Below are 24055 nucleotides of genomic sequence, written 5' to 3' on the forward strand. Positions count from 1 at the left end.
GTAATTTAGAAAGACAAATCTGGGATTGGATTTTGCAGGAAATTTGAATTTTAGAATTTCACGTCAAAAAAATGAAGGTTGTTCGAATAACTGTATTCGATTTGCCACTGGTTGACTTCCACAACTTTCCTGACGATGGCCAATCCAAGCCCGTTGCCTTTGCCCGACGGATTAATCTTGGCAAAACGGCTGAACATGCGTTCGGCATCGAGCCCCGATTTGTTTCCCGTATTGGCAAACGACAGCGACCCATTGGCAATCGTAATGACGATACGCCCTTTTTCTACGTTGTGCCGAATCGCGTTCAGGAACAGATTGTTGACCAGCACATCGAGCAGCGTCGGATTCGATTGTACCTTGATCGTTTCGGTCAGGTCGGTAATAATGGTGATGTTTTTGGAAGACGCCTGTTCGGCAAAAAACTCGAAGTGTTTGTGCAGGTATTCATTGAGCACGATTTGCTCGACCTCAAAATAAGTGTCGTTTTCGATTTTGGAAAGCAACAGCAAGTTTTTATTCAACCGGTTGAGCCGCGCGACATCGTTGTTGAGCGACGCCAAAAGCTGCGATTGTTCCTGCGTCATTTCGAGTTGCGACAGCGAATCGATTTTGGTCTGGAACAAAGCCAATGGCGTTTGCAGCTCATGCGCGGCATTTTCCACGAATTCGCGCTGGCTTTTGTAAATGGCCACGTTCTTTTCGATGAGTTTCTCCAGGCTTCTGTTGAGTCGTGAGAATTCCTCGATATCGGTATGCGGGAAATTGGGCAGGTTGCTTTTGTCGAGCTCAAAGTTCTGGATTTGCGCCAAAGTATTGTAAAACGGCGCCCATAACTTAGCCGCCGACCGCTTCGACAACCAAATGATTCCGGTCATCAAAAAAGCAATCACGAGCAAGAACATCACCGCAATACTGATGACCATGCCTTCCATGACGACCAAGTTGGCCTGTTCGGTATAGGTGTATTTTTTGCCGTTTACCTCGATAGGCGACCACAATTCCCTTAGCGGTTCGTATTCGTGTGAAGTACTGTCGAGGTAATCCTTGTCTACGATAGAATCGTGTCGGATTCCCATATCGGGAATAATGTCGACATTGCGGTTGTATTTGTTCCAGGTGGCGATATCGGCCTCGGTAAAATGGTTCCTCTTGCTCTTTCTGACAAAATCTTCTTTGTGAAAAATAAGTACCTCATCGGTTTCGTAGATGTACAAAAAATGGGTAGCGAAATAAAACAACGGTGCCGAAATCACCAAGATGATGACGGCGAGCAGCAAAAAGCTCCGCGTGGTTTTATGAAGCAGTTTCTTAGTCATTTTGCCATTTATAGCCAAGCCCATAGACGGTTTTGATGTAGTCCTCGCCCCCGGCCTTGGTCAATTTCTTCTTGAGGTTCTTGATGTGGGCGTACACAAAATCGTGGTTGTCGAGCATGTCGGCCATATCGCCCGACAGATGTTCGGCAATCGCCGATTTCGACAGCACCTTGTTTTCGTTGCCGATCAAAAACAACAACAAATCTATCTCTTTTTTGGTAATATCGAGTTTGTTTCCGTTGACACTGACGGTTTTGGCCATCACATCGACGGTGATTTCATTGAAGACCACCGTATTGTTGCCCTTGAAATTCTTCCTGCGGATCAACGCCTGGATCCTGACCAGCAATTCGGCCAGATGGAAAGGTTTGGTCAAATAATCATCGGCGCCGAGGTTAAATCCTTCGAGCCGGGTTTCGAGATTTTCCTTGGCAGAGATGATGATCACACCCTCGGTCTTGTCGCGTTTTTTGAGTTCCCTGAGGATGTCAAAACCATCGCCGTCGGGCAGCATCAGATCGAGCAAGATACAGTCGTAGTCGTACAAGCCGATTTTCTCGAGCGCGCTTTTGGCATTGGCCGATGTTTCGCATTGCACCCCGTTGGGCTTGAAATAGTCCACAATGCCCGATGCGATTTCAGGCTCGTCCTCGATGATTAGAATTTTCATGCTGCAATTTAGCAATCCAATTTTGAATGAAATTTGAATTGGGAAGAAAGTTTATCCAAGACGGAAAACAAAAGGCAATAAAAAAACCGCAAAGAAAAACTTTGCGGTTCTGTTTTTTTGTACTCAGAGCGGGACTTGAACCCGCACGAACATTACTGTTCACTGGATTTTAAGTCCAGCGTGTCTACCAATTTCACCATCCGAGCATCACTGGAGCGAAAAACGGGGCTCGAACCCGCGACCTCGACCTTGGCAAGGTCGCGCTCTACCAACTGAGCTATTTTCGCATGTCATTATTTAAAGAACTGCGCTACATTGCTGTATTGCGAGGGCAAATTTAAAACATTAATTCAATATTGCAAACGTTTTTTATAAAAATTAAACCTAAAAAGTTTAATCTATTGATAACGAATCGGTAATTGCCCAATTATTTTTTGGTCAGCATTCTTTTGATTTCATTGAGCTTCATCATGGCCTCGATCGGTGTCAGCGTATTGAGGTCCAGATTCAGGATTTCGTCCTTGATTTCCTCGAGCAACGGATCGTCGAGGTTGAAAAAACTCATCTGCATCTCCTGTTTCTCCTGTTTGACACCGTTGAGCGCTTCCCCCGAATGGTCTTTTTCCAATTTCTTGAGTAGCTTCTGCGCCTTGGCAATCACCGTTTGCGGCATGCCGGCCATCTTGGCCACATGGATCCCAAAACTGTGTGCGCTGCCGCCCTGCACCAATTTGCGGATAAACAAAACAGTGTCCTTCATTTCCTTGACCGACACATTGAAATTTTGGATGCGGTCGAAAATATCGGTCATTTCGTTGAGCTCGTGGTAATGTGTCGCAAACAGCGTTTTGGGTTTGGCGGGATGTTCGTGTAAAAATTCGGCTATCGCCCATGCAATCGAAATCCCGTCGTAGGTACTGGTTCCGCGCCCGATTTCGTCAAGCAGCACCAGGCTTCTGTCCGAAATATTGTTCAGGATCGATGCGGTTTCGTTCATCTCGACCATAAAAGTCGATTCGCCCATCGAAATGTTGTCCGAAGCACCGACCCGTGTAAAAATCTTATCGATTACGCCCATCCTGACGCTTTCCGCCGGGACGAAACTGCCCATCTGCGCCAATAAGACAATGAGCGCGGTTTGCCGCAAAATGGCTGATTTACCCGACATGTTCGGCCCGGTGATCATGATGATTTGCTGGGTTTCGCGGTCGAGAAACACATCGTTGGCGATGTACGGCGTGCCGACGGGCAATTGTTTTTCGATCACCGGATGGCGTCCGTTTTTGATGTCGAGCGCAAAATCGTCGGTGAGTTCCGGGCAAACGTATTTGTTTTCGATCGCAAGTTGTGCAAACGAGGTCAGGCAATCGAGCTGCGCAACCAGGTTCGCATTGCGTTGCACCTGCTTGATATAGGTCGCCATCCAATGCACCAATTGCTCGAACAATTCGACTTCGAGCTTGTAGATTTTTTCCTCTGCACCGAGGATTTTGCTTTCGTATTCCTTGAGTTCTTCGGTGATGTAACGCTCGGCGTTGACCAAAGTCTGCTTGCGGATCCATTCGGCCGGAACCTTGTCTTTGTGCGTATTTCGGACTTCGATGTAATAACCGAAGACATTATTGAATGAAATCTTGAGCGACGAAATGCCCGTACGCTCCGACTCTGCTTTTTCGATGCCTTCGAGGTAATTTTTGCCAGAAGTCGAAATCGCGCGCAAATCGTCGAGTTCGGCATGTACGCCTTGGGCAATTGCATTTCCTTTGGCAATCGCCACCGGCGCGTCGGGATTGAGCATCGTCTGGATTTTCTCGCGCAGCAAATCGCAGGCATGCAAATCGTCACCGATGGTTTTGACCGCTTCATTATCGCTTTCGAGCGCGAGCTTCTTGATCGGAATGATGGCGTCGAGCGAGTCTTTGAGATACACCACTTCGCGCGGACTCACTTTCCCTGTGGCGATTTTGGAAATCAAACGCTCGAGATCGGAAATGAGCTTGATTTGTTGCTGGATATTCTTGAGTACGTCTTTGTTTTCTTTCAGATAAGCCACGACTTCATGGCGCTCCTTGATTTTTTGGGCGTCCTTGAGCGGCAAGGCGAGCCAGCGTTTGAGCAAACGTCCGCCCATGGGCGAAAGCGTACGGTCGATGACATCCAATAACGTGACCGCATTCGGGTTGTAGCTGTGGTACAATTCGAGGTTGCGGATCGTAAAACGGTCCATCCAAACATAGGCATCCTCGGCAATTCTTTGGATGGCAGAAATGTGCTGGAGTTTGTTGTGCTGAGTTTCCGACAGGTAATACAAAATGGCCCCTGAAGAAATGATGCCTTCGGCCAATTCCTCGATTCCAAAGCCTTTGAGCGAGTTCGTCTGGAAATGTCCGGTCAACGTTTCCAGCGCGTAATCTGCCTTATAAATCCAGTCTTCGAGGTAAAATGTATGGAAATCGTCGCCGAAAATCTCGGCGAATTCTTTTTTGTTGTGCTTCGGGACCAATACCTCGCTCGGCCTGAAATTCTGCAGCAATTTATCGATGTATTCATCATTGCCCTGTGCCGTGAGGAATTCTCCTGTGGAAACATCGAGGAATGAAACCCCAATTGTTTTCTTGCCAAAATAAACCGAAGCCAAAAAATTATTCGATTTCGATTGCAATACTTCGTCGTTCATCGAAACACCGGGCGTCACGAGTTCGGTCACGCCACGCTTGACGATGGTTTTGGTCATTTTCGGGTCTTCGAGCTGGTCGCAAATCGCCACGCGCAATCCGGCCTTGACCAATTTAGGCAGATAAGTATTCAAAGAGTGGTGTGGAAATCCTGCCAAAGCCGTTTCGGTTTCCGAGCCCGCACCGCGTTTGGTCAATACGATGCCGAGGATTTTGGAAGCCCGAATCGCATCTTCCCCAAAAGTCTCGTAAAAGTCACCCACACGGAACAGCAGGCAAGCATCGGGATACTTCCTTTTGATCTCGTTATACTGCTTCATCAACGGGGTTTCCTTCGCTTCTTTTTCTTTGGCTGCCAAGACTTTTTGGTATTTAAATGGTGAAAAAATTAATTGGGCGAATTTAAAAATTTTGACACGAATAAATGGCAATCCAAAAATTAATTTAATTTTAAGACACAATTGCATCCATGTATAATTTTTTTCAATAGATTTGTCCTTTAATTCTAATTAAAACAACAATGAAAAAAATATTATTAGTAGCTGTACTGACCGTTTTTAGTGCGACTTTTGCCAATGCACAGACGGCAAAAAAGAACAAAAAACAACCTGCCAAAAAAGAAGCTGCAGCCCCTGCTGCCAAAGCTACTGAAGCACCAAAAGTAGAAGGCGCTGGAATGTTATTCGAAAACGAGACCATCGATTACGGAACCATCCCGCACAACGCCGACGGAAAACGTGAATTCGTTTTCACCAACAACGGAAACAAGCCGTTGATCATCACCAACGCTACCGGATCTTGCGGATGTACCGTTCCGACTTACCCAAAAGAGCCAATCGCGCCAGGTGCTAAAGCGGTAATCGGTGTGAAATATGCCACTGACCGTGTCGGTGCTTTCACCAAAACCGTAACCATCACTTCAAACGCCGAAGGGCAGGCTTCTAAAGTCTTGACCATCAAAGGAACCGTTTTGGGTGACGATGCTCCGAAAGGATAATATTTGAAAAACATATTGAAAAGGCTTCCTGGTTCCAGGGAGCTTTTTTTTATCCCCTTATTTTATGCGAAAGCTTGACAACAGTGAACTCGACCGCAAATCGGTTGAAGATTTTAAATCTGCCGAAAAAACACCATTGATTTTGGTGCTTGACGACATCCGCAGTTTGCACAACATCGGATCGGTGTTCCGTACCGCCGATGCTTTTTTGATCGAAAAGATTTATTTGTGCGGCATCACCGCCACTCCGCCCAACAAAGAAATCCACAAAACGGCCTTGGGTGCCACCGAAACCGTGGCCTGGGAACACGCCAAAGACGTTTTGGAAGTGATTGCGGATTTGCAAAAAGAAAACGTTTCCGTTTTTGCCGTCGAACAAGTGGAGAACTCCATTTTCCTACAGGATTTCAAACCCGAAACGGGTAAAAAATATGCGTTGGTTTTTGGCAACGAAGTGTTCGGGGTCAATCAAAATGCCGTGGCGGCCAGCGATGGTTGCATCGAAATTCCACAGCTCGGCAGCAAACATTCCTTAAACATTTCGGTCAGTGCCGGGATTGTCGTTTGGGATTTGTTCCAGAAAATGGGCGCGAAATAATCAGCCCGTTTTTTTCTGGATTTCTTCTAGGATGAATACGTAATCCTGCTGGTTCTTGACAAAATCGCGGTCGGAGACGTCAATGATCAATACATTCAAGTCGGTTTGCGATTTGATGTAATCGAGGTAACCGCGGTTGATGCGGTCCAGATAATCCGCCGGAATTTCCTGTTCGTAACTGCGTCCGCGCAATTTGATATTGGCCAGCAAACGCTCGGTATTCTGGTACAAATACACATACAGGTCGGGTTTGGGCATTTCGCGGTAGATGATTTCGAACAGCTTGCGGTACAAACGGTATTCGTCTTCGGTCAGCGTCACCTTGGCAAAAATAAGCGACTTGAAAATGTGGTAATCGGCCACGATGAAATCCTTGAACAAATCGAACTGTGCCAAATCATCCGAAATCTGCTGGTAACGGTCGGCCAAGAACGACATCTCGAGCGGAAAGGCGTAACGGCTTTGGTCTTCGTAAAATTTGGGCAGAAACGGGTTGTCGGCAAAACGCTCCAACACCGTCTTGGCATTGAAATCTTCTGCAATCTTGTTGGTCAGCGTGGTTTTTCCGGCGCCGATATTTCCCTCAATCGCGATGTAATTGAAATGTTCCAACTGGATCTGTGCCAATGGTGCCTCCAATTTCCCGATGACTTTGCAATGGCTCTTGTCTTCAGAAGCCTGCAACAATTCGGGCAAATATTTCTGCAACACCGGATGGCGCCAATCGAGGTTCAAATCGCGCATCGGCAACAAAACGAACATGCGCGCTTGCATCTGCGGATGCGGTACCTGCAATTGTTCGGTCAGGATGATTTCCTCGTCATAGGCAATGACATCGATGTCGATGATGCGCGGCTCGTATCCATCGCCCTGGCTTCTCACCCGCCCGATTTCGGCCTCGATTTCGAGCACCTTGGAAAGGATGTGTTGCGCGGATTGGGTCGTGTGCAAAAGCAGTGCGCAATTGTAGAAGGAGTCACTTTCAAAACCCCAGGAAGGTGTTTCATACAATCTCGAGACCTTGACCACGGTTCCTGCTTTGCGGTGGACCGACGCGATTGCCGATTGGATGTGTTGCAGACGGTCGCCTTGGTTACTGCCTATGGATAAAATGACTTGATGTTGACTCATATTAATGACAAATTAACTAAAAGAATTTTAGAAACAGCTTATATTTGCTGCGGCTGTTGATAAATTTATTTCGGGGCAATCCTGTAACATTGACGGCCGTATTTGAACTCATTCACAAAGAATAAATTATGCGGTTTTTAGGAAATGTATTGGCGACCATCGTGGGTCTTTTTATCTTCATGATGCTATTTTTCTTCGGATTTGTTTTTATTGCCGCGATTGCCGGAAGTGATTCGGAAACGGTGCGCGTCAACGACAATTCGGTCATCGAACTCGATCTTTCGAAAGTCACGAACGATTACGGAGGAAAATTCAATTACAAGGATTTCGATTATTTCGAGGACAACCACGACGGGCTTTCGGATGTGATCCACGCAATCGAAGTAGCCAAAACCGACAGCAACATCCAAGGAATCTCAATCCTCAACGACAATTCCCAACTCGGCATGGCGCAAAGCAAGGCACTTCGCGACGCGCTCGAGGATTTCAAGAATTCGGGCAAATTCGTCTATGCCTATGCCAATTATTACACGCAAAAAGAATATTACCTCAATTCGGTGGCCAATGTCGTTTACCTCAATCCGGTCGGCCAGATGGACTTCAAGGGACTTTCTTCTGAATTGATGTTCTTCAAGGATTTACAGGAAAAATCAGGTATCAAGATGGAAGTCATCCGTCACGGCAAATACAAGAGCGCCGTCGAGCCGTTCCTCGAAAACAAGATGAGCGAGGCCAACCGCGAACAGATTTCGGCCTTGTTGCATTCGGTTTGGAACGCGACCGTAACCGATATCGCCAAAAGCCGAAAGGTTACGGTGGAACGCCTCAATGCCATCGCCAACGGACTCTTGGCGCGTACGCCCGAAATGGCCAAAGCCGAAAAACTCGTGGACAAAATCGCCTACGAGGACATTTACCACGACGACATCCGCAAAATGCTCGACGTTCCGAAAGATGAGGATTACAATAAAATCAACATCCTCGATTATGCCGAAAATGTAGCAATCACTTCGGCCGATTATACGACCCAAAACCGCATCGCGATCATTTACGCCCAGGGCGAAATCCAGAGCGGCGAAGGCGATGTCGATGTCATCGGTGAAGGTGCGATGCGCCGTTCGTTGCAACAGGCCAGAAAAGACGACGATGTCAAGGCCATTGTTTTGCGTATCGATTCGCCGGGTGGAAACGCGCTGACCTCCGATCTGATCTGGCGTGAAATCGAACTGACCAAGAAAGTCAAGCCGGTCGTGGTTTCGATGGGCAATCTCGCCGCTTCGGGTGGTTATTACATCGCCTGCAACGGCAGCCGCATTTTTGCCGAAGCCAATACGATTACGGGTTCGATCGGGGTTTTTGGCGTACTGCCCAACTTTAGCCCATTGGCCACCAAAATCGGAATCAATACCGAACAGGTTTCGACGCACGCCAATGCCGCCGGCTACAGTGCTTTCAAACCGTTGGATGAAAACTTCAGGAAATTCACCCAGGAAGATGTCGAGCACATCTACAATACATTTGTGAATCGTGTTGCCGCGGGCAGAAAAATGAATTTTGCCGCCGTCGATTCGATTGCACAAGGCCGTGTGTGGTCGGGTTCGGAAGCGCTTAAAATCGGATTGGTCGATGAGATCGGCGGAATGGATGCTGCCATTGCGCATGCCGCGAAACTGGCCAAGATCAAGGAATACCGCACCGAAGATTTCCCAGAATACGAAAAGAATTTCAGGGATTTCCTGTCGAACATGGGCGTTCCGTTTGTTCGATCGACAGCCGATCTGTTGCGCGAGGAAATCGGTGAAGAAAACTACCAAACACTCGAAAAAATCAAACGCCTTACTGCAAAAGTGGGCATACAAGCGGCTTTGCCTTTTGAAATTAACATCCGGTAAAGCAGGTGCTAAATTTTTGATAAAAGTGCGGTGAATTTCAAGATTTACCGCACTTTGTCGTTACATTTGAATCTGTTAAAATTTGCGGTACCTTTGCCGCCGAATCCAATAACCAAAGCCCAAAATCATGGTCAAGAAAATTTTAAAGATCACCGGAATTGTCCTTTTACTGCTCATCCTTTCACTGTTTGCCATCCCATTTTTCTTCCAGGATGCGATCAAGGCCAAGATTGCCGATGCGATCAACGAGAAAGTCGATGCGAAGGTTTCGTTTGCCGACGCCGATTTGAGTTTGTTCCGCAATTTCCCGCAAGCCAGCGTCAATGTAGAAAAACTGCTCATCATCAACAAGGCGCCGTTTGAAGGCGATACCTTGGTTTCGATGGGCGAAATCAACCTGACCATGTCGATCAAGGAATTGTTCAAGGGCAAGGACGAGCCGATGAACATCGAGGCATTTTCATCCAAAGATGCCAAGGTCAACATCTTGTTCAACAAGGACGGCGTGGGCAATTTCGACATCGCGCTCAAGGACGACAAGCCTTCCGATGGCAAAAGCGATCCGTTGTCGCTCAAGGTCAAGGAATACAAATTCGAAAACCTGCGTTTCAAATACTACGACGAGCGTTCCAAAATCAAGATGGTCATCGACAGCCTGAACCATGAAGGCACGGGCGATTTTGCGGCTTCTAAATTGGACCTTGTCACCAAATCGACCGCGAAAGTATCGCTCGACATGGACCAAATGAACTACATGAACAACGTGGCGCTGACCTTGGACGCGGTGCTCGGGATCGACCTCGACAAGAGCAAATACGAATTCAAGCAGAACAAGGCGCTCATCAATAAGTTACCGCTCGAATTTGACGGTTTTATCCAATTATTGGAAAATGGCCAGCAATATGATTTGACATTTAAGACGCCTACATCGAGTTTCCAAAATTTCCTCGGATTGATTCCGGGCGCGTATGCCGGAAGCCTCGACAAGATCAAGACCACGGGCGATTTTACGATTGCGGGTTTTGCCAAAGGGATTTTATCGGATACGACGGTTCCGAAATTCAATATCGCCATTGCATCGAACAACGCGTCGTTCCAATATCCTGATTTGCCAAAATCGGTGCAAAGCATTGTCATCGACACCAAGATCATCAATGAAACTGGTGTGATGAACGACACTTATGTCAACCTCGACCAATTGTCTTTCCGCATCGACCAGGATGTATTCAATGCGAAAGCGAACATCAAAAACATCAGCGAAAATGCACTCGTGGATGCGGCTTTGAAAGGAACGATCAACCTTGGAAACCTGTCAAAAGCCTACCCGATCAAACTCGACAAGCCGCTTTCGGGGATTTTGGTCGCCGATATCGATACCAAATTCGACATGAAATCGGTCGAGACCAACCAATACCAAAACATGCAGAATTCGGGGAATTTGGTGCTGACCGGATTCAAATATGTGGACGAGGAAAACAAAACGATCAACATCAACAAGGCCGCACTCGATTTTACCAATACCAAAATCAACCTGCAGCAACTCGATGCGACGACCGGAAAAACCGATTTGCGCGCGAGCGGGACACTCGAAAACTTCTACGGCTTCATGCTCAAAAACCAGGAATTGAAAGGCAATTTCAATATGGAGTCGAACCAGTTTGCGGTTTCCGATTTCATGACCGCCGACCAACCCAAAGCCGCAGAGGCGAAGAAATCGAGCGAAGCGGTCAAGATTCCGGCTTTCCTCAATTGCACGCTCAACGCCAAGGCCAATACGGTTTTGTATGACAATCTCGTACTCAAAAATGTGTCGGGTAAAGTCATCATCAAAGACCAAAAAGCAACGCTGGAAAATGTCAAGACCTCGATTTTCGGCGGACAGATTGGTGTGGACGGTGCGGTGTCTACCAAGGAAAAAGTCCCGAATTTCAACATGAACCTCAAGATGAACGGCGTCGACATCCAACAAACGTTTACGCAGCTCGACATGATGAAAAACATCGCACCGATTGCAGGCGTCATCAACGGGAAATTGAACACGACGATCAAGGTCAACGGAAACCTCGATGCCAAAGAAATGACGCCGGATTTGAATACGCTTTCGGGTGATTTGATCGGGCAATTGCTCTCAACTACGGTCAATGAAAAAACCTCGCCTTTGCTGAGCAAACTGGACGAAAGCGTGGGCTTTATCGACTTGAACAAATTAAACCTCAACGATTTGAAGGCAGCGCTGACGTTCCAGAACGGAAAAGTGAGCTTGAAACCGATTGAACTCAAATACCAGGACATCAAGGTCAATATTGTCGGGGCGCATGGTTTCGACCAGTCGATGAATTACAATTTGAAGTTTGACGTCCCGGCCAAATACCTCGGTACCGAAGCCAATAAATTGATTGCCAAATTGACGCCGGCCGAATCGAAAAAACTCGAAAATATTCCGGTCAATGCGGTGCTGTCGGGCAATTTCAAAAATCCGAAAATCACCACCGATATGAAACAGGCGATGACGAATTTGACGGCCCAATTGGTGAAACAGCAAAAAGACAAACTCGTCAACCAAGGCACCGATGCGCTCGGCAATATTTTGAGCGGCGGCGGCAAGAAATCGACCGACACGACCAAGACCAAAACGCCGACGAAAAACGAAGACGTCAAAAACGCGGCCAACCAAGTGCTGAACGGCCTATTCGGCAAAAAGAAGAAAGAGGAAAAGAAATAAGCAAAGCCCGGCGATAAGTCGGGCTTCTTTTTTACACTATCGCGATACTGACGATGTAGCCTTTGAAACTGCGGATATTGAACACCGTCCCGTCCTCAAAAATGAGGTATTGCCCCTGGATGCCGACGAGTTTCCCGCCATAATGGGGCGACTTGTCCAGGTTGAGTCCGGTGACTTTGGCCGGACGCTGCAATACGGGATAATGCAACACGACATGTTCGTCGAGATCTGCGTTGAAATACGGCTTGACTTCTTCGGGCAGGAAATCGAAGATTTTGGTTTTCTCGATCAATAAATCGAGATCGAGCACGTCGTTCTGGAGCATCTTGCGCCAATTGGTTTTGTCGGTGTAATGCTTTTTAAGTTCGACTTCGGTGATTCCGGCTAGATAGCGGTTCGGGACCTCGAGAATCGAAACCGCCTGGCAGGCACCTTGATCGATCCACCGCGTCGGCACCTGTGTTTTGCGCGTCACCCCGACTTTGACTTCGCTCGATAACGCCAAATAAACAATGTGCGGTTGCACCTGCACGCGCGTTTCATAATCGAGGTCGCGGTCGGCGATGCCAAGGTGCGCCGTGCTCAATTCGGGGCGCATGATCCAATCTCCCACGGCTGGGCTGCTGTAGAAACAATCGTAGCAAAATCCCTGGCGGTAAATTTTTTTGTTCTTTTTGCAATTGAGGCATTGGTATCCTTCGAAATTGATTTCGATTTTCTTGTTGAGCAATTGGTTGACATTCAAAAAACTGGTCTCGAAAACCAAATAATATTGGATCGGGTTGCCGAATTCGGTTTCCATTTTCGAGAGTGTGCCTTGGTATTGCATCGGGGGAATTTGATTATGGGTTAGGAAATCAGCCAAATTTTGCTAATTTTGGTAAAGTTAGAATTCATCGGTCATTATCGCAAATCAATTTTAAAAAATGCCATTCCCAATCATCAATTCGATCGCCTCTTGGTTCCTCAAGCAAAGGATCCACCAGATTGAATTGTTCCTCAAATACCCGAACGAGGTCCAGGAAGAATTGCTCATGAACCTGCTGCGCGGCTCTGAAGGAACGGTCATTGGGAAAGAATACGAATTCACCTCGATTAAATCCTACCAAACTTTTACCGAGCGCGTCCCGATATCGAGCTACGAAGACCTCGAACCCTTGATTGAGCGCACACGCAAAGGCGAGCAAAATATTTTTTGGCATACGCCGATCAAATGGTTCGCCAAATCTAGCGGCACGACCAACGCCAAAAGCAAGTACATTCCGGTCAGCAACGAGGCGCTCGAGGATTGCCATTACAAGGGCAGTAAAGACTTGTTGTGCCTGTACCTGAACAACAATGAAAATTCGGAATTGTTTATTGGTAAAAGTTTAAGGCTTGGTGGCAGTTCGCAGATTTACGAAGACAACAATACCTATTTCGGCGACCTTTCGGCGATCCTGATCGAGAACATGCCGATTTGGGCCGAATTCAGCAGCACGCCGAGCAACAAGGTATCGTTGATGAGCGAATGGGAATCGAAATTGGCGGCCATTATTAACGAAACACGCAACGAAAATGTAACCAGTTTTGCAGGCGTCCCGTCATGGATGCTGGTGCTGATGAACCGCGTGCTGGCCGAAACCGGCAAAGACAACCTGCTTGAAATCTGGCCGAACCTCGAAGTGTATTTCCACGGCGGGGTGAGTTTTGACCCGTACCGCGAACAATACCAAAAAATCGTCCCGAAGAAGGATTTCCAGTACTATGAAATTTACAACGCCTCGGAAGGTTTTTTTGCGATCCAGGACTTGAATTATTCGAATGATTTGTTATTGATGCTCGACTATGGAATCTTTTACGAATTCATCCCGATGGATATTTTCGGGACGCCCGAGCAGAAAGCGATCCGTTTGGCCGATGTGGAACTCAACAAAAATTACGCGATCGTCATTACGACCAACGGCGGTTTGTGGCGTTACCTGATTGGCGACACGGTTCGGTTTACCTCGCTGAGTCCGTACCGCATCCGCGTGACGGGAAGGACCAAGCACCACATCAATGTTTTTGGCGAGGAACTCATGGTCGAGAATACCGATATGGCCATCGCCAAAGCCTGCCAGCTTACGCAAACCGAAGTCGTCGATTATACCGTAGCACCCGTTTTTATGAAAGACAAGGAAAAAGGCGCACACGAATGGATGATCGAATTCAAGAACAATCCCGAAAATCCGGAAGTGTTTCGAAAAACACTAGACGAAACCCTGCAGACGCTCAACTCCGATTACGAGGCCAAACGATACAATAACATGACGCTGAATCCGTTAATATTAAATATCGCGAGGCCAAACTTGTTCTACGATTGGCTCAAGGAAAATAAAAAACTCGGCGGACAGCATAAAATTCCGCGGTTGTCGAACCAGCGCGATTACCTCGAACAGCTCAAAAATCTGCAGGTGTTCCAAAAATAAGATGAAAAAAATATTCTTCCTATTATTGTCGCTGACACTGCTCGCCTCTTGCGGGCCACACCGCATGAAATGTGGTGCTCGCGGCATTTGCGACAAACCGTCCGCTTCTTCCGAAAAGACCGTTTAACGGTGTTTTTTCATTACTATCAATAAATTAACCTTTCATTGCTGTAACGTTTGGCGGCAAAACCAGTCTTAATGGCTGTCATCATCAATCAACCGAAGCACCGCCGAACTGTTCGGCGCGCAACGGAAAAAATCATCCAATCAATGAATTCTAAGAATATTTCATCCGTTCGCCTTTCAGGCTCGGGTCACGACTTCCAAAAAAAATCATTTTTTGGTCGTAAATCAGTCTTACTGGCCTTGGCCTTTCTTGTAACCAGCCAACTCTTTGCCCAAGGAAACCCACCTTTCCTCGAATTGAACAACAGTATTCCCAATCTTCCGTGTGAAAACGACCTCAACGAGCGAACAGTTTTTTTGGAAGAAATCACTAACAATTCCCTTCAAAAAATAGGCACTTACCGCAGCATCGGTTGTTTGTTTGTATTGTCGCAGACGCTTCCGGCGGGAAAATATGCTTTGACCGTTTCTACTTTGGGTTATGAAGACCGAAAGGTAGAATTTGAAGTCCGGCCCGACCATCCGGGAAAAATCATCCTCAACCCGGTCACCTTGTCCGAAAAAACCAACAACATTTCGGAAGTCATGGTCTATGGCAACAAACGGCAATTTATCAAAGTCGAAGCCGACAAAACCATCGTATCGGTCAAGGAAAACCCGATGCTGAGTACCGGCAGCACCTATGACGCTGTCAAGAAATTGCCCGGAATCGTCGCCTCGCCCACCGGCGGATTGACCTTGAACGGAAAAGGTGTGGCGATTTACATCGACGGCGCGCCAAGCACAATGAGTGGTACCGATTTGCAGAATTACCTCTCGAGCCTTCCCGCAAGTGCCATTGAAAAAGTCGAGTTGATTTACAATCCTGGTGCGGCCTACGATGCGAATTCGAGCGGTTCGGTAATCAACATCGTCACGACGACCAAGCGCATGAAAGGTGTTAATGCCAGTTTCAACATCAATTACAATTTCAACAAATACCAGAAACCGAGCCCGCAAATCCTCGTCAACGGAAAAGAAAAAAGGCTAAGCTGGCAAACGATGACGGGTTACAATTACATCGAAGGCGAAACCAAGAACACCAACGACCAGGTGTTTACTTCGTTCAACCCCGAGCAGCACATCGTCCAAAACAACTTCAACAACAACATCTGGCGCAATTTTTATTTCCGCGCCGGGACCAATTACAAGCTGACCGACAACTCGAACCTTTTGCTCAACTACAACGTCAACCTGGCCAATAACCGCACGACCACCGACGGAAGCGTGATCGGCGGCAACAATAATTTCAGCAGCAACAGTTTGTCCAAAGACAAGAACAATGTGCACGAACTCAGTTTGCAGTACAAGACCAAGCTCGACACTTTGGGCCGTACGCTCGATGTGACGGCTTACATGAACCTGTTCGACAAAACGCCGACCACGCGTTCCACGGGACACGATTGGACCGACCAGAGCTACAATTTCAACAATGGCAAGATCAATTTCGGGTTGCAGAATTATTACCTCAAATACGATTTGTCTTTCCCGTTCCAGAAATGGGATTTTACGCTCAACACGGGTGGAAAATACAACATCATCGAGGTCCAGAACAACGGGCAGTACAATTTCAACAGCGGCAGTGCGGCGATTTTCGATTCGGGAATCTATGGCGACCGCATCGACTTTGACTATTCCGAGAATAACCTCGCGTTTTATATCGAGGCGCGCAAGAAGATCAAGAAATTCCATTTTACGGCCGGTTTGCGTTTTGAGGATTTCCAGGTCGAAAGAAATGCCACGAGAAGTTTCGGGGAACCCATCGAACGCATCAAATACAGCAACACCAATTTGTTCCCGAATGCGAGCCTGATGTATGAAATCAATGACAACATGAACGTGAGCGGCAACTATTCGCGCAAAATTGCCCAGCCCGATTACAACGTGCTCGACCCGAACAACAACTCGGCTTTTGACCGCTACAATTCCTCGCAGGGGAATTTGTCGCTCGACCCGACCTTTTTCGACAATTACGAATTGAAATACACCGCGTTCCAGTTTGTGTCGGTCGGCGCCAATTATACGGTTTCCAAGGACAACAACCGTTTTGTATTCAATGCCGAACCCGGCGAATTGGTCAGCAATGCGAGCGCGCAGCAGTTCGACAAACTCAATATTTTCAGCGCGTATCTGTCGTTCCCGATTCCGCTCGATTATATCTTCAAGGGCAAAGACGAATTCCTCAAGCGCATCAACACGATGGACAAGATGAATTACATTTTCGTCAATGTCAATTATGTGAAATCGGAAATCGAAGGTTTGAGCTTCCCGTTCGACGTGCAACCGGTTGTCAACTACAGTTTCCAGTCGCAATTGATGTTGCCTTGGGAAATCACCAATACGATGTCCTATTTCATCCTGCCCAAAGGAACCTGGGAAATTTACGGCATCAGCAAACCGATCCAGCAATTCGACGTCTCGTTCAACCGCGACTTTATGAACAAGAACCTCAAGATCGGACTGCACTGTTTCGATGTGTTCAATGCCAATGAAGTCAACGCGCTGATTGCGGGCCAGAACCTCAATACCAATTACCGCCAGAAAAACGATTCGCGCCACTTCCGCGTTTCGTTGACATGGAATTTTGGGAACTCCAAACTGCAACAGGACAATACGAACATCGATACCGAAAAGATGAAACAAGGTGGCGGTCTGTTGAAATGAGATTAATGAAGCAAGGCCGGTAGTTAAGATCGGTCTTTTAGACAACTGCCACAAAAAAAGTCCCGCTTTGACGGGACTTTTCTATTGTAGAATCTGAATGTTTTTAAGAAGCGATTTCCAAACGCTTGAGCAAGTTTTTGGTCAACGCGTCTTTCGCATAATTTTTATCGATCCGGAGCACCGAATCATCGGTTCCCGGCAAATCGTACATCGCATCGGTCAGGATGGCCTCGCACAACGAACGCAAACCACGCGCGCCGAGTTTGTACTCGAGCGCCTTGTCTACGATGAAATCGAGCGCCTCCTCGGTGATGTTGAAATCGACGTTGTCCATCGAGAACAATTTCTGGTATTGCTTGATCAAGGCATTTTTCGGTTCGGTCAAGATCGCGCGCAAAGTCTCGCGATCCAGCGGATCCATATGCGTCAGAACCGGCAAACGGCCGATGATCTCGGGAATCAAACCAAAATCCTTGATGTCTTTCGGGATGATGTACTGCAACAGATTGTCCTTGTCGATCTGGTCGGCATTTTTGGACGTGCTGTAACCCACGGCCTGACGGTTCAAACGTTTCGAGATGATTCTTTCGATGCCATCGAATGCGCCACCGGCAATGAACAAAATGTCCTTGGTATTGACTTCTACAAATTTTTGGTCCGGATGCTTCCTGCCACCTTTTGGCGGCACATTGACCACCGTTCCTTCGAGCAATTTCAAAAGCGCCTGCTGTACGCCTTCACCCGATACATCGCGCGTAATCGATGGATTGTCGCTCTTGCGCGCAATCTTGTCGATCTCGTCGATGAACACGATACCGCGTTCGGCTTTGGTCACGTCGTAATCGGCGGCCTGGAGCAAACGCGTCAGGATGCTTTCGACGTCTTCGCCCACATAACCCGCTTCGGTGAGTACCGTTGCATCGACTATGGCCAATGGCACGTCGAGCATTTTGGCAATGGTTTTGGCAACCAAAGTTTTTCCGGTACCGGTTTGGCCCACCATGATGATGTTGCTCTTTTCGATTTCGACGTCATCATTGAGCTGTTGCTGCATCAGACGTTTGTAGTGGTTGTAGACGGCAACGGCCATGACCTTTTTGGTTTGGTCCTGCCCGATAACGTATTGGTCCAGGAAGCCCCTGATTTCCTTCGGTTTCTTGAGGATCAGGTCGGCGACCATCTTGGAATTCCCGTTGGTCTTGAGTTCCTCTAGGACAATTCCATGCGCCTGCTCAATGCATTTGTCACAGATGTGTGCATTGATTCCGGCTATGAGCAGATTGGTTTCGGGTTTTTTACGTCCGCAAAACGAGCAATCCAATATTTCTTTTGCCATATTTTGAGTAGTTAGCAGTCCCGGCTTTTGGTTGTGAATTCCGAATCTTCCAAAAGCGTCAAACTGAATTTAGCTTCTTCTTAAAACTTCATCAATCATTCCGTATTCCTTGGCTTCATCAGCTTTCATCCAGTAGTCGCGCTCGCTGTCTTTGTGGACCTTGTCGTAAGATTGACCCGAATGCTGGGCGATGATCTTGTACAATTCTTCCTTCAGTTTGAGCATTTCGCGCAGGTTGATTTCCATATCGGTAGCCACGCCTTGCGCGCCGCCAGATGGCTGGTGGATCATCACACGCGAATGCGGCAAGGCCGAACGTTTTCCGGCTTGACCGGCACACAATAAAACGGCGCCCATTGAAGCAGCCATTCCGGTGCAGATGGTTGCCACATCAGGCTTGATGTATTGCATGGTGTCGTAGATTCCGAGACCCGCGTAAACGCTTCCGCCCGGTGAGTTGATGTAGATTTGGATGTCTTTTGAGGCATCGGCGCTTTCGAGGAAAAGCAATTGCGCCTGTACGATGTTGGCGATTTGGTCGTCGATTCCGGTCCCGAGGAAGATGATCCGGTCCATCATCAGACGCGAAAACACGTCGAGTTGCGAGATGTTGAGTTGTCTTTCTTCGATGATGTAAGGAGTCATTCCGGTTGGGTTCATCGCGCCCACGATCTTGTCGTAGTACATCGAGTTCACGCCGTGGTGTTTTGTAGCAAACTTTTTAAATTCTTTACCGTAGTTCATGGTTTTTTATGGAATTTTTTAAGCATTAGTAAAATAGGAACGGCGTCAATATTGTTTTGACGCCGTAAATATACTAATTATTTTTGAAAAATCAGTGCCCGTAAGAGGCCGCGATGAAATCCTCGTAGGAAACCTCTTTGGTTTTTGCCTTGACTTTTTCCTTGAACAGGTTGAGCATTTTTTCGCTCATGACTTGGTCAGACAAACGTTTGATCTCGTCTTGGTTTTGGAGCACGCGCGCCACGATTCCGTCTACATCGGCGTCCGTCGGGTTGGTTTGCCCGAATTGCGCCATTTGCTTGCGGATCATTTGCGCGGTGTAGTTCTTCAAGTCGTCGAAAGTGATCTGCAGGTTGTTGTCCTTCATGATCTTGCCTTCGATGAGCTGGTAACGCAATCCATTTTCTGAACGTGCGTATTCTTCTTCGGCTTGCTCTGGCGTCAATGGCGTCTCGCCTACGGTTTGGATCCATTTCTTGAGGAATTCCGCCGGAAGGTCGAATTTGGTGCTGCCCAACAACGATTCGGTGACGTCGTTGAGGAATTTCTGGTCGGCCTGCGAAGCGAACTGTCGCTCGGCATCTTCCTTGATTTTTTCCTTGATTTCCTCTACAGAGCTAACGTTTCCAGGCCCGAACAATTTGTCGAACAATTCTTGGTTGAGTTCAGCCGGTTCGGTTTGGTTGATTTCCTCGATCTTGAAATCGACCTCGATGTCGAGTCCGTGTACTTCATCGTGTCCGAGTTTGAGGTAATCCATCAGTTTGTGGTCGTCGTCGAACAAACCTTTGGTCTTGAGCGTCACAACATCGCCTATTTTTTTACCGACGAATTTATCGGCTTCTTTCTTGGCCTTGAAAACATCTAGTGTAAAATGAGACGGGCTGTTGATGCCTTTTTCCTCATTGATGAACGTTCCCGAAATGTCATCGTCTTTTTCAACGGTGTCTTTCGCGCTCATCTTGCCGTATTGTTTGCGGATGCGCAACACTTGATCGTCGAGCATTTTGTCGTCGGCGAACACTTTGTATTGGGTCAGGTTTTTGACGCCTTCGAGGTTCACGTCGAAAGTTGGCGCCATCCCCAATTCGAATTCAAATGTATAGTCTTCAGAATCCCAGTTGAAGTTCTCGTCGATTTTTGGCAGCGGGTTTCCAAGGATGTCGAGTTTCTCGTCCTGCAAGTATTTGTTCAGGTTTTCCTGCAATACTTTGTTGACTTCTTCGAGCAAAGCCGCTTTGCCGTATTGCTTCTTGACGAGGCTCATCGGCACAGCACCTTTTCTGAATCCTGGAATGGTCGCATTTTTGGCGTAATTCTTCAACACTTTTTCAACTTGAGGCGCGTAATCGGCTTTGGAAACCGCCACGGTGACCACCGCATTGAGCGCATCGGTATTCTTTCTTGTGATATTCATCTTTTTACATACTAAAATTGGGTGGCAAAATTAGTATTTTTTTACCACCCAACAAAGTTTTTAACCTATTGTATAAAAGACGTAAAAATTAATCCTTGCTGCCCGACAAAGAGAACATGACCGATTGCGAAATCGAAAGGATGATACTGAAAATCAAAGCCGTCCAAAATGTCTTGACTTCAAAGCCCGTGACGATTTCGGTACACAGCATGATGATGATCGCGTTGATGACCAGCAAAAAAAGTCCGAAGGTGAATATCGTGACAGGTAGGGTAAACAACACCAGTAACGGTTTAATGAAAACATTGAGCAAACCGAGTACGATGGCTACAATAACAGAAGTCTTGAAACTGTCTACAACCACGCCGGGCATGAAATAAGCGATGATCATTACCAAAACGGCGGTGACTAAAATGCGGATGAGTAGATTCATGATCGTGTGTTTAGTGTAAGACAAAGTTAACAAAATAGCCTTGTTTTTTAGAGATGCTTCGCACAGATTAATTCACAATGGGTGTTTACAACTCAATAACATTAACAACACAACCAACCCAAAACTTTTGCTTATGAAAAAACTTTTACTCACTTTACTTTTTGCGGCTTCGGCCACTGTGAACGCACAGGACTTTTGGACAGAAGTCGCGCCATTTGGAAACAATTCCAATTACCATCCCGGTCAAATCTCGATTGTAGATGCCGATGTGGTTTGGGCAAGAGCCTTACCGAACGCCGGACCGGCTTACAACCAATACAGCATTTCAACCGATGGCGGCATCACTTGGGCCAGCGGTGACATCAACCTCGGCAGCACTTCACTGGGCGTGGCGTGGCTGCATGCCGTTTCTGCAACCCGGGCGTATGTTGCCGGATTTCCAAACACGCCTGGCACCATCGGCGGCATCTGGATGACCGATGACGCAGGCGCGACCTGGACACAGCAAACGACTGCGTTCAATTCGACCACATCTTTTGCCAACATTGTGTATTTTTTTGACCTCAACAATGGTGTTGCGGTGGGCGATCCTGTCAATGGTGGTTTTCAGATTTACACAACATCTAATGGCGGTACGAACTGGGTTCAGGTACCGCAAACCGATATTCCTGCGCCTATATCCATAGCGGAATACGGCTACACTGCCATATTTGAAGCACGCGGCAACCATTTTTGGTTCGGAACCAACAGGGGTAGAATTTACCATTCCGAAGACTTGGGCTTGCATTGGAGTGTTAATCAGTCGCCTTGTCAAGATTTTGGGGACTCGGACTTGGGTGCCAGTTTTGCTTTTAAAAACGACCAGGAAGGAATGGTGGTTTATCGCGATTGGTCATGGGGTGAAACTACCGATGGCGGCCTGACTTGGTCACTGATTTCCGTCCCTTTTTTCAATGCACCAAGAAATCACCATGTTGTTTATGTGCCTGAAACCAACAACGCTTACTTTTCTTGGGGAGAAGGAGTTGTTGATGGCATCTACGGCGCAACTTACACCACCGACGGTGGCGACAATTGGATCGACCTCAACACCGAAGACACCAATCCCGTGATTCCATTCGACGCCGAATTCCAAAGTGGAACCGTTGGGTTTTGCATCGGCCAATATCAAAATGGCCCAAGCGGTGCGCGCTTTTTCAAACTCACCGATCCGTTGTTCCGATTGCTCAAGAACGAGCCATTCATCGCCGCCTCAAAATTCGAAGCAGCACCCAATCCGACGACCGATGTTGTCAAACTTTCGGGAGCCAACATTACCCAAGTCGTCGTTTGCGACTTGTCCGGAAAAGTCATTTCGACCCAAGATTATGGTTTGGTAAATGAAGCCGTTTTGGATGTGTCTACTTTGCCGCATGGAATGTACCTGGCCAAAATTTCAGGCGAACACGGCGCATCATCCTCTGTAAAAATTGTCAAAAAATAACCGCTATGAAAAAGAAATTACGCTACTTATTACTAATCATTTTGACTTGGTCATTTGCGGATGCGCAAGACTTCTGGACCGAGACCACGCCGTTCCCGAACAATCCGGATTATTACGTCAAAAGCATTTCGATTGTGGATGCCAATACGGTTTGGGTGCTCGGGGTAAACAATACGAACAACTGGAAACGTTACGCCTTTTCTCTCGACGGTGGATTGACTTGGGCAGACGGGCCAATTTCGACCGGGGGTGCATCGGCTTCGCATGTCGGCAGCAATATTCATGCAATCTCCGCCAATAAAGCATACCTTGCTATTTATGCCGATACCCCAACGGTTCAAGGAGGTGTTTGGGTTACGGAAAATTCAGGGGCAACCTGGACCAAGCAATCTTCTGCTTTATACAACACCGGAACAGACTCCAATGTCGGTTTTCTGCATTTCTTCAACGCCAATGACGGTGTTGTGGTTGGTGATGTGGCCGGCGGTTATTTCGAAATCTATACGACTTCAAACGCCGGCACCAATTGGATCCGTGTGCCATCGTCAAATATACAGCCACCTGCTGACGGCGAATACATCTATGAAGCACGGCATTACGACGCCAAACTCGACGCGGTCTGGTTCGGCACCAACAAAGGAAATATTTACCAATCGTTTGACAATGGGTACACCTGGGGCAAATTCCAATCACCCTATCCCGATTTTGGCGGCGCTTCTGAATCTGCCCATTTCGCCTTCAGGAATCCGTTTGACGGCCTGATGGTAAGCAACACCTGGGAGCTTTGGCGCTCCGGCAACGGCGGCGGCTTCTGGAACAACGAAACCGATTTTTACAACGGCCTGTTGCGCAACTACAACTTGGTCTTTGTCCCACAAACCACCAACACCTATTTTGGCTGGGGCATGGATATTTTGGAGAACAATACCGGCGCCTCCTATTCGGTCAACGGCGGTATGGACTGGAACGAAATCATCAGCGAGGTCTCGCCTTCGATTACCGCCAAATTTTACAGCGCGCAGGTGGGCTATTGCACCGGATACTACAACGTCAATCCCGGCCAGCTTAAATTTTTCAGGCTGACCGACCCATTGGATCGATTGCTCCAAAACGATTCGTTTGCGACAAGCCCATCCTTGGTTGTCCTGCCAAATCCTACTTCGGGATTGATCCGATTGACCGGTGCCAACATCGAGTCGGTAATGGTTTGCGACCTTTCGGGCAAAGTCGTCTTGAAACAAAACTACAATGCCGTCCATGAAGCAGTTCTGGATTTATCGGCTTTGCACAATGGAATGTACCTGGCCAAAGTCAGCACCGGCGATGGAGCGACTTCAATTGCAAAAATCATCAAGAAATAAC

The 24055-nt window shown here is 47.4% G+C and carries 18 protein-coding genes and 2 tRNA genes; 9 read left to right on the top strand and 11 right to left on the bottom strand.

The genetic code is table 11. From position 1 onward, the window contains the following. Positions 1–50 precede the first annotated feature (50 nt). From QM717_RS01920 to mutS, 5 genes are all read right to left on the bottom strand, one after another. Entirely contained in the window at positions 51–1316 is a 1266-nt protein-coding gene (locus tag QM717_RS01920; protein ID WP_415034284.1) for a sensor histidine kinase, read from the bottom strand. Next, positions 1309–1986, bottom strand: coding sequence for a response regulator transcription factor (locus QM717_RS01925; RefSeq protein ID WP_415034286.1), 678 nt, complete (start codon positions 1984–1986; stop codon positions 1309–1311). Before QM717_RS01925 ends, QM717_RS01920 begins: the two co-directional genes overlap by 8 nt. A 120-nt stretch (positions 1987–2106) precedes the next feature. Continuing rightward, a tRNA-Leu gene (locus QM717_RS01930) sits at positions 2107–2192 on the bottom strand. A 5-nt stretch (positions 2193–2197) separates the two neighbouring features. Beyond that, positions 2198–2273, bottom strand: a tRNA-Gly gene (locus QM717_RS01935). 140 nt (positions 2274–2413) lie between these two features. Then, a complete protein-coding gene (gene mutS / locus QM717_RS01940) occupies positions 2414–5020 on the bottom strand; it encodes a DNA mismatch repair protein MutS (protein WP_415034288.1) in 2607 nt (868 codons plus the stop codon). A 161-nt stretch (positions 5021–5181) separates the two neighbouring features. Between mutS and QM717_RS01945 the strand changes: the two genes are divergently transcribed. Together QM717_RS01945 and QM717_RS01950 are read left to right on the top strand one after the other, a co-directional pair. Then, a complete protein-coding gene (locus tag QM717_RS01945; RefSeq protein ID WP_415034290.1) occupies positions 5182–5658 on the top strand; it encodes a DUF1573 domain-containing protein in 477 nt (158 codons plus the stop codon). Between the two features lie 64 nt (positions 5659–5722). Further along, on the top strand, positions 5723–6256 hold the full coding sequence (locus tag QM717_RS01950) for an RNA methyltransferase (RefSeq protein ID WP_415034292.1): 534 nt from the start codon (positions 5723–5725) through the stop codon (positions 6254–6256). Here the strand turns inward: QM717_RS01950 and folK are convergent, their stop codons facing one another. Beyond that, positions 6257–7387 carry a 2-amino-4-hydroxy-6-hydroxymethyldihydropteridine diphosphokinase gene (gene folK / locus QM717_RS01955; RefSeq protein ID WP_415034294.1) on the bottom strand — a complete coding sequence of 377 codons (1131 nt, stop codon included), beginning with the start codon at positions 7385–7387 and terminating at the stop codon, positions 6257–6259. 128 nt (positions 7388–7515) lie between these two features. Here folK and sppA point away from each other — a divergent pair, with 128 nt between their 5' ends. Together sppA and QM717_RS01965 are read left to right on the top strand one after the other, a co-directional pair. Next, the gene (gene sppA / locus QM717_RS01960; protein ID WP_415034296.1) at positions 7516–9279 is read left to right on the top strand and encodes a signal peptide peptidase SppA; all 1764 of its coding nucleotides are present in this window, start codon (positions 7516–7518) and stop codon (positions 9277–9279) included. Between the two features lie 127 nt (positions 9280–9406). Next, entirely contained in the window at positions 9407–12001 is a 2595-nt protein-coding gene (locus QM717_RS01965; protein ID WP_415034298.1) for an AsmA-like C-terminal region-containing protein, read from the top strand. A gap of 31 nt (positions 12002–12032) precedes the next feature. Here QM717_RS01965 and QM717_RS01970 read toward each other — a convergent pair whose 3' ends face one another. Further along, positions 12033–12830, bottom strand: a complete 798-nt coding sequence (locus QM717_RS01970; RefSeq protein WP_415034300.1) for a DUF2797 domain-containing protein — start codon at positions 12828–12830, stop codon at positions 12033–12035. 97 nt (positions 12831–12927) lie between these two features. Here QM717_RS01970 and QM717_RS01975 point away from each other — a divergent pair, with 97 nt between their 5' ends. From QM717_RS01975 to QM717_RS01985, 3 genes are all read left to right on the top strand, one after another. Further along, positions 12928–14451 carry a GH3 auxin-responsive promoter family protein gene (locus QM717_RS01975; protein WP_415034302.1) on the top strand — a complete coding sequence of 508 codons (1524 nt, stop codon included), beginning with the start codon at positions 12928–12930 and terminating at the stop codon, positions 14449–14451. Position 14452: 1 nt separating this feature from the next. Beyond that, complete coding sequence (locus QM717_RS01980) at positions 14453–14578, top strand: lipoprotein (RefSeq protein WP_415034304.1); 126 nt, start codon at positions 14453–14455, stop codon at positions 14576–14578. A gap of 239 nt (positions 14579–14817) precedes the next feature. Further along, positions 14818–17280, top strand: a complete 2463-nt coding sequence (locus QM717_RS01985) for a TonB-dependent receptor domain-containing protein (protein WP_415034306.1) — start codon at positions 14818–14820, stop codon at positions 17278–17280. A 103-nt stretch (positions 17281–17383) separates the two neighbouring features. Here the strand turns inward: QM717_RS01985 and clpX are convergent, their stop codons facing one another. From clpX to QM717_RS02005, 4 genes are all read right to left on the bottom strand, one after another. Further along, positions 17384–18616 carry an ATP-dependent Clp protease ATP-binding subunit ClpX gene (gene clpX / locus QM717_RS01990; protein WP_415034308.1) on the bottom strand — a complete coding sequence of 411 codons (1233 nt, stop codon included), beginning with the start codon at positions 18614–18616 and terminating at the stop codon, positions 17384–17386. Between the two features lie 69 nt (positions 18617–18685). Next, a complete protein-coding gene (gene clpP / locus QM717_RS01995) occupies positions 18686–19360 on the bottom strand; it encodes an ATP-dependent Clp endopeptidase proteolytic subunit ClpP (RefSeq protein WP_415034310.1) in 675 nt (224 codons plus the stop codon). 91 nt (positions 19361–19451) lie between these two features. Further along, positions 19452–20777, bottom strand: a complete 1326-nt coding sequence (gene tig, locus QM717_RS02000; protein WP_415034311.1) for a trigger factor — start codon at positions 20775–20777, stop codon at positions 19452–19454. A gap of 88 nt (positions 20778–20865) precedes the next feature. Then, positions 20866–21210: a phage holin family protein gene (locus QM717_RS02005; protein WP_415034313.1), complete on the bottom strand. Its 345-nt coding sequence runs from the start codon at positions 21208–21210 to the stop codon at positions 20866–20868. A 133-nt stretch (positions 21211–21343) separates the two neighbouring features. Between QM717_RS02005 and QM717_RS02010 the strand changes: the two genes are divergently transcribed. Next, on the top strand, positions 21344–22693 hold the full coding sequence (locus QM717_RS02010) for a T9SS type A sorting domain-containing protein (protein WP_415034315.1): 1350 nt from the start codon (positions 21344–21346) through the stop codon (positions 22691–22693). 5 nt (positions 22694–22698) lie between these two features. Beyond that, a complete protein-coding gene (locus QM717_RS02015; protein WP_415034318.1) occupies positions 22699–24054 on the top strand; it encodes a T9SS type A sorting domain-containing protein in 1356 nt (451 codons plus the stop codon). The last annotated feature ends 1 nt before the right edge of the window (position 24055 follow it).

Source organism: Flavobacterium sp., from assembly GCF_047602195.1.
Classification (GTDB): domain Bacteria; phylum Bacteroidota; class Bacteroidia; order Flavobacteriales; family Flavobacteriaceae; genus Flavobacterium.